At 57.8% G+C, this 15,263-nt stretch carries 11 protein-coding genes and 3 pseudogenes; all 14 read left to right on the top strand.

Annotation, left to right across the window (positions count from 1 at the left end; all coding sequences use genetic code 11):
* Positions 1–57: 57 nt before the first annotated feature.
* The 14 genes and pseudogenes from AAFG16_RS38015 (at position 58) to AAFG16_RS37950 (ending at position 14,411) form a co-directional block, all read left to right on the top strand.
* The gene (locus AAFG16_RS38015; RefSeq protein WP_342733622.1) at positions 58–696 is read left to right on the top strand and encodes a hypothetical protein; all 639 of its coding nucleotides are present in this window, start codon (positions 58–60) and stop codon (positions 694–696) included.
* On the top strand, positions 697–2,979 hold the full coding sequence (locus tag AAFG16_RS38010; protein ID WP_342733620.1) for a glycosyltransferase: 2,283 nt from the start codon (positions 697–699) through the stop codon (positions 2,977–2,979).
* Positions 2,980–3,508: 529 nt separating this feature from the next.
* Positions 3,509–4,603 carry an NAD-dependent epimerase/dehydratase family protein gene (locus AAFG16_RS38005; protein WP_342733618.1) on the top strand — a complete coding sequence of 365 codons (1,095 nt, stop codon included), beginning with the start codon at positions 3,509–3,511 and terminating at the stop codon, positions 4,601–4,603.
* 41 nt (positions 4,604–4,644) lie between these two features.
* The gene (locus tag AAFG16_RS38000; protein ID WP_342733616.1) at positions 4,645–6,366 is read left to right on the top strand and encodes an ABC transporter ATP-binding protein; all 1,722 of its coding nucleotides are present in this window, start codon (positions 4,645–4,647) and stop codon (positions 6,364–6,366) included.
* Positions 6,367–7,538: 1,172 nt separating this feature from the next.
* Positions 7,539–8,654 (top strand): glycosyltransferase family A protein, encoded by a 1,116-nt coding sequence (locus AAFG16_RS37995; protein WP_342733614.1) that lies wholly within the window; start codon positions 7,539–7,541, stop codon positions 8,652–8,654.
* 22 nt (positions 8,655–8,676) lie between these two features.
* Positions 8,677–9,053: pseudogene (locus AAFG16_RS37990) on the top strand (transposase); the annotation flags it as partial.
* Between the two features lie 83 nt (positions 9,054–9,136).
* Positions 9,137–9,511, top strand: a complete 375-nt coding sequence (locus AAFG16_RS37985) for a helix-turn-helix domain-containing protein (RefSeq protein ID WP_342733612.1) — start codon at positions 9,137–9,139, stop codon at positions 9,509–9,511.
* Positions 9,512–9,535: 24 nt separating this feature from the next.
* On the top strand, positions 9,536–9,940 hold the full coding sequence (locus AAFG16_RS37980; RefSeq protein ID WP_342733610.1) for a transposase: 405 nt from the start codon (positions 9,536–9,538) through the stop codon (positions 9,938–9,940).
* Positions 9,937–10,284 carry an IS66 family insertion sequence element accessory protein TnpB gene (tnpB, locus tag AAFG16_RS37975; RefSeq protein ID WP_342733608.1) on the top strand — a complete coding sequence of 116 codons (348 nt, stop codon included), beginning with the start codon at positions 9,937–9,939 and terminating at the stop codon, positions 10,282–10,284. The genes AAFG16_RS37980 and tnpB overlap by 4 nt, the downstream gene beginning before the upstream one ends.
* Positions 10,285–10,354: 70 nt before the next feature.
* Positions 10,355–11,983, top strand: coding sequence for an IS66 family transposase (locus tag AAFG16_RS37970; protein ID WP_194482923.1), 1,629 nt, complete (start codon positions 10,355–10,357; stop codon positions 11,981–11,983).
* Between the two features lie 25 nt (positions 11,984–12,008).
* Positions 12,009–12,995 (top strand): annotated as a pseudogene (gene istA / locus AAFG16_RS37965) (IS21 family transposase); the annotation flags it as partial.
* The gene (gene istB, locus AAFG16_RS37960; protein ID WP_342733606.1) at positions 12,995–13,852 is read left to right on the top strand and encodes an IS21-like element helper ATPase IstB; all 858 of its coding nucleotides are present in this window, start codon (positions 12,995–12,997) and stop codon (positions 13,850–13,852) included. The pseudogene istA and the gene istB, both read left to right, overlap by 1 nt.
* A 67-nt stretch (positions 13,853–13,919) precedes the next feature.
* A pseudogene (locus tag AAFG16_RS37955) lies at positions 13,920–14,197 on the top strand (IS66 family transposase zinc-finger binding domain-containing protein); the annotation flags it as partial.
* Complete coding sequence (locus tag AAFG16_RS37950; RefSeq protein ID WP_342733604.1) at positions 14,154–14,411, top strand: transposase domain-containing protein; 258 nt, start codon at positions 14,154–14,156, stop codon at positions 14,409–14,411. The pseudogene AAFG16_RS37955 and the gene AAFG16_RS37950, both read left to right, overlap by 44 nt.
* The last annotated feature ends 852 nt before the right edge of the window (positions 14,412–15,263 follow it).

Genomic DNA, 15,263 nt, shown 5'->3' with positions numbered 1-15,263 from the left:
GCCTCTCCGCCAGAAGCCGGACATGTCCGATTTGGCGATTTTGCAAGAACAGTGCCGATGAGCACCGTGTTCGGATACGACCGAGGCACGCCCATAGATCGCATCTACGTCGACGCATTCCTGAACGACAACGCTTCCCACATTCGCGGTAGGACGTTAGAGGTCGTTGATGATCACTACACGTTGAAGTATGGCGCTCACCGCACGACAAAACGAGACGTCGTCGACTTTCGCGCCGATAATCCTAAAGCAACAATTGTAGGTGATCTTTGCCACCTCGGGACAGATTGGGACGGAAGCTTTGATGCAATCGTTTTAACTCAGACTTTACAACTCATATATGATTTGCCGGAGGCGGTTCGGGCCTTCTGGTCGCTCCTCGATGTAGAAGGTACGATACTACTTACCGTTCCCGGTCTTACCCCTATCGACAGAGGACAGGATTATTCGACTTGGTACTGGGCGTTTACCGAAACTTCCGCTTTACGATTGTTTAGCGAGGTGTTTGGCGCAGAGAACGTTGAAGTATCAGTTTTCGGCAATGTGTTCACCGCGGTGTCTTTCCTTCATGGATTGGCCGCCGAAGAGCTCGCGCCAGATAAATTATTCATCAGAGATCCGCATCTTCCCGTAACCATAGGAATTCGCGCCACTAAAAGCCGGAAGGTCGCGTCAATCAACTCCGAAGGCGACTAATTGGACCCCCTCGTAACTATCATCGTTCCCGCCAAGAATTCCGCAAGAACGATTTCTCGCACACTGCGAAGCGTCGTGCAGCAGACCTACGATAACTGGGAATGTGTGGTAATTGACGATGGATCATCAGACAAGACTCTCGAAATCGTGCTGGAGACGTCCAAGGCGGATCGACGAATATCAAGCGTAATGGGCGCTGGAAAAGGCGTGTCGTCCGCCCGGAACCTGGGCCTCGCTCACTCCTCAGGCGAGTTGGTTGTTTTCTTGGACAGTGATGACTGGATTTCGCCTAATTACCTCAAGATAATGTGCGCTTCTTTCAAAGAACACCCAGCCGCGTCGGCCGTTTATTGCGCTTGGCAACGTGTAACTGAAGATGGACGTCTCACACCGCCGGAGTGGCCGAGCGATTTAAGCAAACACCCGTTCGAAATGTTCGCCCGCTATTGCGCAGTTCCGATTCACAGCATCCTGGTTAAGCGTGCCGCCGTCGATAGCGTTGGGTGGTTCAATGAATCGCTTTGGACTTGTGAGGATTGGGATCTCTGGCAAAGGGTTTCCCGCGCCGGGCATCAGTTTGTCGGCGTGAACGAACCATTGACGTTCTATAGAATGAATGCCGGATCACTTAGCCAAAATGCCGAACAGATGGTTGCAGACGCAGCTAACGTGATCGGCTGCGCTTTTAAAGAAAGTACAACATCAATTTTTGCATCACATTCGCTCGGCGCGGATGAAGCATTGGGGTCTGAACAGACTGCATTGATGTCGTTTATCGTGTGGGCAGCCGCCGTCAAAGTTGGCGGCCGAACGTCGGCAGCGCAACTGCTCCTGCGAGACAATTTGGATGTCAAATCGGACGTTGAGAAGGTGTCTCGTTTTATCTTCGACGGATTGTGGAAGGGCGCTCGAGTTTTGCCGTCCGATCTCGCGCAGATTTGGCCGACGATCGAGACTGAATTCGACGAATTGATGCTGCTGATCGAAGCGAAAAGCTCCAGACCGAAAACCGGTACGCGAGTCCGGCGCAAGGTGGAGCGCTACGTGCTTGATGCAGACAACTCCGCCAGCTCGCGTGTTGTCGGATCTACTGCGAGCTTCACCTTCGATGTTGCGCGTCCGAAGTTCACCTCAATCAGTACCACAAGCGACCGTCTCCTCTTAAAATCTTGGATGGCTGGCCATCCAGTAACGTCAATTTTGATACCGGTTTACGACGACGTATCCGCCCGAGAAATAGTTTTTATTGCGGCCGGACTGGTCGGGCCGAGACGACTTTTGCGTGCATCTTTGACGCTTCTTAGCCGAGGAGCATTGCCGTCGGTTTTCTGGACCGTGATATTCGCGTTCCTCGCCGAATACACCAAACTATCAGCAAGATACGGAATAACAAACGCAACCGTGTTGAATGAGTCGCCTAATTGTCGAAAAGTTCAGCAACTTATCAATTCGTCTAAATCTCTTTTGGTGGAGCATGGTCCGCGCGCTCACACGATCCAGAGAGAGTTTAGCACTTCAGCGTTCGAATGTTCGCAAAGCGATCAAGAAATTTCAGTCCGAGATCAAGTGGAAGTCGATCGTGTGCCGGTGCTGATGTATCACCGCATCGCCGACGATGGACCAGAACAGCTCAAGCGGTTTCGAACATCGCCGCGACAATTTGCAGCGCAGATGGCTTGGCTCAAAAGGAACGGATACTACACAGTTACCATTTCCGATATTGTTCGACATTGCCAGGGCGGGCACCTGAGGGGTCGTCCAGTATTAATTACGTTTGATGATGCAACGATCGATTTTTTCGATGTGGCCTTTCCTGTACTCGCGCGTCATCGCTTCGGCGCTCAAGTATTTGCTGTAACCGCTTTGGTTGGCAAAAGCGCTACTTGGGACAGCGAGTTCGGCACTCCTTCCAAGCTAATGACTGACATCCAAATCCTGGAGACTTCGCGGGCAGGCATTGAGTTCGGGAGCCATCTTTCGACCCACAGGGCTGCCGACGGCCTATCAAACAGCGAATTGTTGGCAGAGATGGTGCAGTCACAAGCGATGTTGCAGTCGTGGACTCAGAAACCCTGCAACAGCTTGGCCTTGCCATACGGCGCTTATGACGAGCGCGCTCGATATCTCGCCCCAAAATGCGGGTATCAAGCGATATTCACAACTCGTGATGGGTCGGTCGAGCGGGGCGCGGACCCGCTATCTCTTCCGAGAATTGAAGTAAGGGGGGATTGGGAGTTTGCTCAATTTACCTTAGCATTGAACTCGCACGCCCTGTTGAGCTGAGCAAGTGCAGCCGCATTCGACGAGAAGCGATCAGCTTTGCAATCGTTCAAAGTTGTTTTAGGTATCTTGATTCACTTATTGATTCCTGATTTCCGCGCGATGCGCCAATGAAGAACATAGCAAGCCTCCGCAGCGGCAGTGTGGATAAGTTGACTCTCCAGCTTTTGCGGATTGCCGTACATCGTCCGCATCCAGGAGGGCCACCAATTCGCTTTTCGCGTTGCAACCCCGTTCCTAACGTTGTTGAGTTGAATCCCGCAACGCAGCTGTTTCGGCACGTGATCGCTCGAAATCTTTGATGATCTGATGAGGTACTGAATCAGTCGTCCTATCTATAACCCGAGAGCATTATGTGTAGGATGATCGCCGAATGCGTCACTATTTCAGAATTTTCTGCGCTCATTTAAGAGGCGCCGGTTCTTAGTATGATTGTACCGTCTGTTTTGCTGATCTCAATATACACATAATTTTTTTGGAGTTTGATGCGGATTTCAATTTGACCCGGGAACGATAGATCATTGAGGCTTAAATGGTTCGAGTTCTAGTTGCCGGGGGCGCCGGTTTCATTGGTTCCCATCTTTGCGATCGATTGATGAGGCGATCCGAAATTGAAAAATGCGTAGTTGTCGATAATCTTTGGACCGGGCTGACTAAAAACATTGCCCATATCAACGATCCTAGATTTCATTTCGTGAAAAGTGACGTTGAGAACTTTCGTTCCGACCATATGTTCGACGAAGTTTATCATCTGGCGTCGCCGGCTTCACCTCCCTGGTACATGAAGGAGCCGCGGCGAACGATCTCTGCAAACGTATTTGGGGCAATGCGGCTGCTGGATCTTCTTGCGCCGCACGGACGGTTTGCATTCACGTCCACGTCGGAGGTCTATGGCGATCCACTCGTATCTCCGCAGCCGGAAAACTATCGGGGATCCGTCGATTGTACGGGGCCACGTTCCTCCTACGATGAAGCGAAACGTTGCACCGAGGCACTGCTCTTTGAAATGAAGCGCACAAAAGGCTTGGAGATTCGAATAGTCCGTTTGTTCAACGTCTACGGCCCTCGAACGCGAGCAGACGATGGGCGCGCCGTCTCGAACTTCATCGCACAGGGCCTGTCCAATCAGCCCTTGACTATCTTTGGCGACGGGCATCAGTCGAGAAGCTGGGGCTACGTCGACGATATCGTCGATGGACTGGAACGCTACTTTTGGCGTGATGACTGCCATTATGCCGGCCCGGTTAACATTGGAAACAATCGCGAAGTTTCTGTCTTGGACGTCGCAAAGTACGTAAGCAAATACTTCGGCTATCTTCCCATCGTGCATCTGGATCCTGTGCCCCAGGATCCATCAAATCGCTGCCCCGACTTGACGACAGCGAATTCTGTGCTGCCGAATTGGACATGCCACATATCCTATGAAGACGGGATTTTGCTCACTATCGACTGGTTCAAGAACAATCGCCAGGAAGCGGATTCGAAGATCGCGAAACAGACGATAAAACGCAAAAAGGGCCGATCGAACGCGAAAGAACAGTTATCTGAACCGCGCCCGGCGGTGACTTGGATGAGTTTTCATTTGCCTGAGCTTAGATCAGTTAACAAACGGCCTGATGGAAAATGAGCGCCCTAAGAACTCTGTTCTTGCTCACGGCGGGTTCGCGCTTGACGTTGCTCACTCTTACAGCCTTGGGGCTAGTGGCGTCGTTTATTGAAACCATCAGCATAAGCCTGGTCGTCTATCTTCTCTACCGCGTCGCCCTCGGCGCGGATTTTGCCGAGGTCCATGGATACTTGGGCGGGTTATTTTCCCTCGTCAACAAAATTGCAGCAGGAAGCGCCTATCGTCTTGGACTGGTGATTGCGATCGCCGTCATAGTGAGACAAACCATCGTCGCGGCCTACGAGCAACTTTCGTCTCACGCGGCGAACTTTGTCTATCACCGTTTACGCACTGAGCTGTTTACTCAGTACCTGAGCGTACCATACGCTTACATCGCCCGAAAGGAATACGGCGAGTTAACGAATACGATTCAACTGGAGGCTTGGCGTGTGTCGGAGGCCGTCCAGAAGCTATCGCGCGTATTGATAAACTTGTCTGCGTTAACGATCTACCTGGTCGTTGTTTCTCTTCTCTCATGGAAGGTCGCGATCGTCGTTCTAGCGTTCGGTTCGGCCATGACGGCGTTAACGCAATTCTTTCGCAGGCGTCTCGGCACTTTGAGCTGTGAAGTTACAGACGTGCATGAACAACTCGCCGAGAGATTGGTGACGTCTATTCACGCGATGCGCACGATTCGCGCTTACGGAGTTGAAAGCGCAGAAATCATGCGCTACGCGACGCTGTCCAAACGGCTCGCGCATATGTTTAATCACCTCTCAGCGGTCGATAACCTTTCCAAGCCGTTCTTGGAACTGTTCTCAATTGGAGCCATTGCTTCTATCATTTGGTTCTCGCAGCATGTTGGAAATTCGACTGCCACAACGGTGGCGATTCTGGCGCTTTTGCTGCGGGTACAGCCCCAGGCGCGAGAAGTGCAGGGACACCTCATGTCACTGCTTGGTAGCGCTGGCCCTTTAAATGCGGTATGGAATTCCATATCGGAAGCGAAAAATCAGTTTCAGCCAAATGGCTTTCAGACGACGATAACTTTTGCGCACGAGTTGGTAGCGAGGGACCTGAGTTTCGTGCACCGCGACTCCGACAGCATTTCTCTGAGGCGTGTGACATTTCGACTGGAGCCGGGAAAGACGACTGCATTGGTCGGAGTGAGCGGCTCCGGAAAGACAACGGTCGTCAATTTGCTCCTCAAGCTCTATGAACCGTCGGGTGGAACTATCCTTGTTGATGGAGTCAATCTTTCCGACATAGATAGAAACAGTTGGCTACAAAAAATCGCCGTAGCCGGGCAGGACGTCGATCTGACGGAGGGATCCATCCTCGATAACGTCCGACTAGCTCGCCCCTCTGCCCCACTTAACGACGTGGAGGAGGCCCTTAGGCTTGCAGGGATCATCGACTTTATCGGGCAACTTCCCGATGGGGTAAGCGCGATGGTCGGTGAACGGGGGCTGCAGCTGTCGGGCGGCCAGCGTCAGCGGATCGGTTTGGCTCGAGCGATCCTCAAAGAGCCCGCGATCTTAATCCTCGACGAAGCGCTGAATGCTGTCGATCCTATTGCCGAAGACTTAATCCTCGATGGGTTGCGACGGGCTTATCCCGGACTGTCGATTCTGCTCGTAACGCACCGTCCAGAGTCGCTAAAATCCGCGGATGTCGTCGTCAGACTGAAGAACGGACAAACCGTGGACGCGGCCGACGCCGACATTCTCGTAGGACGCAATGGCAATCACATCAGCGGGCATCGTGTAGGTGTTAGCCGGTAAGTCGGCCGCATGGTCGCGCGCGAAACGCGCCCGCGGCGCTTTGATATCCATATATTCACGAGCCCCCGTCACCGATCCGGTCCGGAACTATACAGCCTTGGTCCGCCGCTGCGGCAGTCGCCGCTGTTCGTGCCGGTGGCGACCGAGCCACATGCTGTGCAGCGGCCGCGGAAGCAGCGAAGCAGTGACGCGGCGTCCAACAACCATCACCATCATGATTAGTGGTGCCGTGGATCGCAGCACGGCAGCCGGGGTCGACTGATTGACCCGGCATGGCTGCGGCGATGTGTTGGGGGCTGTGAGGGCAGCAACATGATCGCGGCGTGGGCGGGGGTGAAAGGTCGTGGCGACGAAGCCGGTAGACGTCCGCAGAGGTGCCGACGGTCTCGCCGCACTGGTGCGCGAAGCAACAACTTCGTCATATCCCTTTATCCCTTTCACGGGAACGATTTTGTGTTCCGTTCGAAGGGAGCGGACCATCCGAAAATTTTGGCCTGGGACGGATCCCACTGGCGCTGCTGTGAAACGTCTGGAGCATGGCGCGTTCCGCTGGCGGCCAGTCAATGACGGCGTGATGCGGCTGTCCGCCTCGGAGCTTGCCGCGTCGACGCACGGCGAGGACGGGTCGCGTCTGCATGCCCACGACGTTGCGCAGCCGATCGCGAAGTTATGAAGTCATGAAGGCTCCAAGCGATTGAATCAGGCTGCTTGCAGCATTCCACATTCCACGACGCCTCGCGAGCTAGCTTGAATCTCTGCCGTGCGCGACGTCAAAGATCGGACCGATATACCTTCACGAGAATTTTCTCATTATCGATGAGGTGTAGTACCTTGGCGAGGTCAAAATTCGGCTCTTTTAATGCCGCGCGTATCGGATGCGCGGAGCCGACTGAGGCCACTCGGCGTTACACCGCACGTCGTTTCGGGCTGCCGGGCCGCTCGCGGACCTCTCGGCCGGTCCGCAGGTTTCCGGCAGGCCGTTTGCCTTTCGTTGACCAGGCGCATCCATCCTAACAATGCCCCAATTAACCAACTAGGCAGTTTGGCCTCATTCCGGGCCAATTTCGTGGCAAAGTGCTAACGTTGCTAATGTGGGGATTGGCAATTGCCGAGTGAAATCGTGTTCGGAGTAATTGGCCTCGTCGCAATCTGTGCGTTTAAGGTTGTTCTCTTTGTCATCACGCAATTTTGTCAATGGTCGCGAAGCAGAGAGCTCTCTCGTTTCGGTTGTCATTCCGGCCTACAACGCGCAAGAATTTATCGAACGAACGCTTCATTCGGCGCTCGCCCAGACTCATCTTAACCTTGAAGTTTTGGTCATTGACGATGGCTCTACAGACCGCACCCTAGACATAGTTCAAAGGTTGGCTCGTGCAGACGCGCGCGTTAAGATTTTTAGCATACCGAACGCTGGCGTTGCAGAAGCAAGGAATTTTGGACTTAGGAATTCTGCTGGCGGGTATGTCGCTTTCTTGGATGCCGACGATTTATGGCATCCAAACAAGATTGAAGCGCAGCTCGCCGCATTGAATGCGGCTCCCAACGCAGCTGCTTGCTACGTTATGTTTCGAACAATCGATTCGTCAGATATGGTAACCGGGAGCGCAAGTGCTATCGGCCGCTCGGGGTACGCATTTGCTCATCATCTCTATGCAAGGCCCGTTGGTAATGGAAGTTCTTTGCTCGTGCGACGAGAAATCGCGTTATCGGTCGGGGGATATGACAGCTCTTGGGCGGCGCAAGGACTCGGCGGATGTGAGGACTATGACTTCGAACTTAAACTGGCGGCCCGCTATCCATTGGTATTTGTTGAAAGGTATTTGCTCGGGTATCGATCCTATCCCGGCAATATGTCCAGCAATCGAGTGCGAATGGCGCGGGCACTCATCGCTACAACTGAACACCATCTTAGGATAAATGAGGGCTTACCGAGTTGGTTTGTGCGTAAGGCAACCGGTAGCGCGACCGAATTTGCGATATTGAATTTTTTCGCTGATAGGCTCTTTTTTCGTACAGTTCTCGCGCTCTCCAAGCTTCTGCGTCATGACTTAATTGCGGGAACGCAGTTAGCCTATGCGCTTGCCGGCAGAATCTGCGCATACATGTTTCCCGCAAAGCCGATTCCTAAATCGACGAGAGATGAACGTCGTTTTGAAGAAATGTGTCCCGACGAAGGGGTCACTAGTTACAAGCCGACGCGTCGTGAGCAGCGAACGCGGGAGCGCATTGCCAAACTCGATCTGATCTTAGCAGCTCATAGAGGCACTCGGCCGCAAAGCCGCAGATGAACTGTCATTTGGGTTGCAGCGCATGGGTCGCGGTCCCGAGAAGCTGCCGGAAGACATTGAGGCACTGCGGGCGGCGTTGAACTCGCCAGCGTTCACGCCCCGCAGTCTGACGACCGAGCGCTGATCGCTCAGCTGAAGCTGCAGATCGAAAAAGCTGAACCGTGATCGTTATGGCTCTCGCTCGGAGCGGACCGCAAGGCCGCTGGATCAGCTCGAACTGACGCTGGAGGAGCTCGAGGCCTCAGCGACTGAGGACGAACTTGCTGCCGAAATGGCCGCGGCCAAGACGACAAGGTGGCCTCGTTCGAGGGCAAGAGGCCGCCGCGCCAGCCGTTCCCGAACCATCTGCCTCGCGAGCTAATGCTCGTGCCGGGACCTGTGGCGTGCGCCTGCTGCGGCGGAGCGATGTCGCGCGCCATGGAAAACTGCCCCCTCGGCGTCACGAGGAATTGCCCCTCCTTGGATAGCCGAGGAGAGAGCGAATGAACGAGGAACGAATCACGGAAGGCTCGTCGTGGATTGATCCACGGGGGCAGGTGATGAAGACGCCGGATGACGTGGCGGAGATGTTGCGCCTGAGGGCGTGCGGGTGGGGTCTGAAGCGGATTGCGCGGCAGCTGGGCTGCAGCCATCACACGGTGAAGGACTACGTGACGGCGGGCGGGGTGAAGCCGTTCAAGTCGCCTGAGCGGGCAAAACGACTCCATGGCCTCGAGGGTTGGCTGCGCGAGAGGTTCATTCGGCATCGCGGCAATGCGGATGTGGTGCGCCAGGACCTGTTGGCCGAGCAAGGCGTGGCAGTCAGCCGGCGAACGTTGCAACGTCTCCCTCCGGTGAGGGCCGCCTTGTCGGGTTAATACCAGTGCTGTGTAACAGCCCTTATGGACAGCAATAAGTTCAGTGCTCAGATTGAGCGGTTCGAGGTTGTCGAGACTGGCCGTCGCCGTCGCTGGACCGATGATGAGAAACTCAAGATCGTTCTGGAGAGTTTGCAGGCCCCGCGCGCGGTCTCGTCGACAGCACGACGATACGGCATCTCGCGCTCGCTCCTGTTGACTTGGCGACGATCGTTTGGGATGCGGACGAGCAATACTGAACAACCTCAGCCAGCGTTTGTGCCAGCGATGGTGATGCCGGACCAACCGCCGGCGCCGCCAGTAACTTTAGCGGGGCCAGCGAGCGGACGCATGGAGATTGTCGTCGGCAAGGCCTGTCGGGTGATCGTGGACGCCGGCGTTGATATGACCGCGTTGTCTCGCGTATTGGATCTGCTGGAGCGGCGATGATCCCGATCGCGGCAGGGGCGAGGATCTGGATCGCAACCGGTCACACTGACATGCGCAAAGGCATGCAGGGTCTGGCATTGCTGGTGCAGGAGGGGCTGGGGCGGGATCCTTTTGCCGGCGACGTCTTTGTGTTCCGTGGTCGTGCTGGCACCCTGATCAAAGCCCTTTGGCACGACGGGATCGGGCTGTCGCTCTACGCCAAGCGACTGGACCGTGGCCGCTTCATCTGGCCGGCGACGGTGGATGGCGTGGTATCGCTGACCGCAGCTCAGATGGGCTATTTGCTGGAGGCGATCGACTGGCGCAATCCCCCACACAGCTGGCGGCCGCAGAGCGCAGGATAGGTTGCGCAATAGTCCCGTGAGATTGCAAAAAGCGCACGCCAAATCGTCGCTTTTGTGATTCCATCGGTGCATGGGTGACGGTCCCCAGAAGCTGCCGGAAGACATTGAGGCGCTGCAAGCGGCGTTGCTGGCGACGCGCGCCGAACTCGCCAGCGTTCGCGCCCAGCAGTCCGACGACCATGCTCTGATCGCTCACCTGAAGCTGCAGATCGAAAAGCTGAACCGTGATCGTTATGGCCCTCGCTCGGAGCGTACCGCAAGGCTGCTGGATCAGCTCGAACTGACGCTGGAGGAGCTCGAGGCCTCAGCGACTGAGGACGAACTCGCTGCCGAAATGGCCGCGGCCAAGACGACGAAGGTGGCCTCGTTCACGCGCAAGAGGCCGTCGCGCCAGCCGTTCCCGGACCATCTGCCTCGCGAGCGGGTGCTCGTGCCGGGACCTGTGGCGTGCGCCTGCTGCGGCGGAGCGAGGTTGTCCAAGCTCGGGGAGGACATCACCGAGACGCTGGAGGTGATCCCGAAGTCCTGGAAGGTGATCCAGCACGTCCGGGAGAAGTTCAGCTGCCGTGATTGCGAGAAGATCAGCCAGTCCCCGGCGCCGTTCCACGTCATCGACCGTGGTTGGGCCGGCCCCAGCTTACTGGCGATGGTGCTGTTCGAGAAGTTCGGCCAGCACCAGCCGCTGAACCGTCAGGCCGAACGCTATGGCAAGGAAGGCGTGCCGATCAGCCTGTCGACCCTCGCCGACCAGGTTGGTGGCTGCACTGTTGCGCTGACGCCCTTGTTCCGGCGCCTCGAGGCCCATGTGCTGAGTGCCGAGCGATTGCACGGGGATGACACGACGGTGCCGGTCCTGGCCAAAGGCAAGACCGACACCGGCCGCATCTGGGTCTATGTACGCGACGACAAGCCTTTTGGCGGGCAGGCCCCGCCGGGAGCAGTGTTTTATTACTCGCGCGATCGCGCGGGCGAGCATCCCCAGGCCCATCTGGCCGGCTACAACGGCATCTTCCAGGCCGATGCCTATGGCGGCTATGGCAAGCTTTACGACCCGAGCCGCAACGTAGGTCCGATCCTGGAAGCGGCGTGTTGGGTCCATGCCCGACGACCGTTCTTCGTGATGGCTGATCTGGCGGAGAATGCGCGCCGCAAGGTACAAGGCAAAAAGCCAGCGGTGATCTCGCCTCTGGCACTGGAAGCAGTCCGTCGGATCGACGCCTTGTTCGAGATCGAGCGAGGCATCAACGGCGAGACGCCCGAACGGCGCCGGGCCGTCCGCCAGGAGCTGAGCGCGCCGCTGATGGCCGATCTGAAAGTCTGGATGCGTGAACAACGCGCCAAGCTCTCCCGGCGCAACGACGTTGCCAAGGCGATGGACTACATGCTCAAGCGCTGGGATGCGTTTACCCGCTTCCTCGACGATGGCCGCATCTGCCTGTCGAACAACGCCGCCGAGCGAGCCCTGCGCGGCATCGCCCTGGGGCGGAAGTCTTGGCTGTTCTGTGGCTCCGACCGCGGCGGCGACCGTGCCGCGATGATGTACAGCCTGATCGTCACAGCCAAAATGAACGACGTGGATCCACAAGCTTGGCTCGCCGACGTCCTGGCACGCATCGCTGCACATCCCGTACAACGGCTCGACGAACTTTTGCCCTGGAATTGGCGCGACCGAAATAAGCAAGTCAACCAAGCAGCCTGAGTGACCGCTACGCGGTCCTCACCGGATGCTTACGTTGCAACGCGCCGTGCAGCCCTATCGCCAGGCGCTGAAGGCCGAAGCGCTGGCGACGACGCGGTTTGAGACGCCCCCGGGGCGGCAGCTGCAGATCGACTTTGGCGAGCGTCTGGTCGAGATCGGCGGGGTGAAGATCAAAGCATTCGTGTTCGTGGCGACGCTCGGGCATTCGCGGCGGCTGCATGTCCGTGCGTTCCGGGCCGAGAAGCAAGAGCACTGGTTCGCCGGGCTTGAGAGTGCATTTACGACATTCGGCGGCGTGCCGGTGGAAGTGCTGATGGACAATCCACGCGCGCTCGTGGCGCGCCACGACGCGGTGAGCCGGTCGGTTCAGTTTAACGACAAGCTCATCGCGTTCGCGAAGCATTGGGGCTTCCGTCCTCGCGCCTGCGCGCCGTATCGGGCGCGCACGAAGGGCAAGACGGAGAGTGGCGTCGGCTACGTCAAGAAGAACGCGATCGCGGGGCATTCCTTCGCGAGCTGGGAGGCATTCGAGGCGCATCTCGCCGAGTGGGAGCGTGAGGTGGCGAACGTGCGCATCCACGGCACGACCGGCGAGGCGCCGATCGCTCGCTTTGCGCGTGACGAGGCGCACCGGTTGAAGCCGCTCGGCGGGCAGCCGTCGTTTGGATCGTTGCGTGAACTGGCCCGCGTCGTCGGCAACGATTGTGCCGTCGAGGTCGACACGAACAGCTACTCGGTGCCGTGGCGGCTGATCGGTGAGCGCGTGGCGGTGACGGTTGCGGCCGGCGAGGTGCGCATCCGCCACGGCATGCGCGAGGTTGCGGTCCACAAGCAATCGGAGGGGCGTCGGCTGCGGATCGTCGATTCCGCCCACCTCGACGGGGTTGCCGGTCGCAACGGCGCGGTCTGCCGACCGGCAATCGCGGCATCGACAGTGCCGGCGCCTTCTCCACTGCCCTCGTTGTTGCGTCCTCTTGCCGAATACGAAGCAGTGATCGGAGGGAGCTTCTGATGGCGCGCACAAGGAAGGCTACCGAAGCACCAACCGATCGGCTCGACGCCATGCTGGCGCGATTGCAGCTCTCCGGCATCCGCGACCAGCTCGACAACCTGCTCGACGAGGCGGCGCGCGCCAACCTATCGGCGCGTGAGACGCTGATCCTGCTGTGCGAGCGCGAGAGCGCGCGCAAGGATCATCGCCGCATCGAGATGGCGCTCAAACTCGCACACTTCCCGGCCGTGAAGGAGCTTGCGGGCTTCGACTTCGAGGCACAGCCGTCGATCGATCCGAAGCAGATCCGCGACCTGGCCGCGTCACGTTGGATCGCCAACGGCGAGAACGTGCTGCTGCTCGGCCCCCCGGGCGTCGGTAAGACGCACTTGTCGATCGCGCTCGGGCGAGAGGCGATCCTGGCCCGTTACACGGTGCAGTTCACCACGGCGACGACCCTGGTCGCTGGCATGGCCAAGGCGCACGGCGAGCGGCGCCTGGACGAGAAACTGCTCGCGCTGGCGAAGCCAAAGCTGCTGATCGTCGACGAACTCGGCTACCTGCCGCTGGAGCCCGACGCGGCGCATCTGTTCTTCCAGCTGGTCAGCCGCCGCTACGAAACCGGCGCCATGCTGATCACGTCGAACCGCAGCGTTGCCGAATGGGGCACCGTGTTCGCCGATCCGGTCGTCGCCACTGCGATCCTCGACCGGCTCTTGCACCACAGCCACGTGCTGACCATCCGCGGCGACAGCTATCGGCTCCGCGCCAAGCGAAAGAGCGGCCTCATCAAGGCGCCCGCCGCTGACGGCCCTCCGGTCGGCTCCGCCTCCCTCCGTCCCGTCAGCGGCGGAGCCAACCTTCAACTGACATCATGAACCCGAGGGTGGGGGCAGTTCTTCATGACGCAAAGGGGGCAGTTCCGGATGGCGTTTGACAGGAGCGAGGTTATGCAAGCTCGGCGAAGACATCACCGAGACGCTGGAGGTGATCCCGAAATCTTGGAAGGTGATCCAGCACGTCCGGGAGAAGTTCAGCTGCCGTGATTGCGAGAAGATCAGCTAGGCCCGGCGCCGTTCCACGTCATCGCCCGTGGTTGGGCCGGCCCCAGCTTGCTGGCGATGGTGCTGTTCGAGAGGTTCGGCCAGCACCGGCCGCTGAACCGGCAGGCCGAACGCTATGCCAAGGAAGGCGTGCCGATCAGCCTGTCGACCCTCGCCGACTAGGTTGGCGGCTGGCCGAATCTGCCTGTCGAGCAAAGCTGCCGAACGAGCCCTGCGCGGCATCGCCTTGGGACGGAAGTCTTGGCTGTTCTGTGGCTGCCGCGATGATGTACAGGGCCGAATGAACGACGTGGATCCACAAGCCTGGTTCGCCGACTTCCTGGCGCGCATCGCTGCACATCCGGTCCAACAGCTCGACGAATTTCGGCCCTGAAATTGGCGCAACCGAAATTCAAGCAGCCTGAGTGACCGCTACGCGGTCCTCACCCGGCCTCACCGGGCGGACGGATACATCGACAGTACGTCCGAGATCAAGCAGTGGGGCGATGTCTGAATTTCGCCGATATGGACGCCACAGCCTGCATCGGAATTTCCGCTCGACAGACCCATTCACGATCATTTCACTCCTGACACGCAATTTGTCGATCGCGCTTTGAAGAAGGTCATAATGACGACGCCGGGCCGGGATTTGCTTGAGAACCAAGGATTCCTTCAGCCCCGGCGGAAGATCAGATGGCAATATTGTCTCCTCCAAACGAAGTCGCACCTGGCGCATTGGTGGAACCGCAGTGCCGAGTTTGGCCGGAACGTTTGATCGCGCTCGCCTACGGCTCGACGGTCTCGCTCGCCATGCTCGGCTGGCTCTATGTTCTGGGTTCGGCTCTCTGCAGTGGGATCGGCTGGCTTTTGTCCTGATCCATCCCTGCCGATAGAAGTCGCCGCATACGGCTGAGGAAATTACGCGCGCTTCTCGATCATTCCACTCGGTACCGGCGTCGAGCCCGACAGCCGCGGAGCATGACCCGATCAGCGATTGGTCGGTCCGTGGCTTTGCTTTGTCAGCCTACCGTTTCAGCTTCAGGGTGGGCCTCTCGATCCCGTGCCAAGACGCTGTGGCAAACGCAAACGTCAGTCCGCCCGCAAGCAGGGCGAACCAGCTCTCGGGCCCCCGGAACTGCGGCATCGCTGAGATCAAGGCCTGTGAGATCGGGAATCCGTATAGATAGATGCCGTAGGAGTAGTCTCCGCTTTGGATGAGCGGTATCTTGGGTAGATCGACTGTAAG

The organism is Bradyrhizobium sp. B117 (assembly GCF_038969555.1).
Classification (GTDB): Bacteria; Pseudomonadota; Alphaproteobacteria; order Rhizobiales; family Xanthobacteraceae; genus Bradyrhizobium.
Note: the sequence above shows the minus strand (reverse complement) of the source record. Positions and strands in the feature narration are given on the sequence as shown.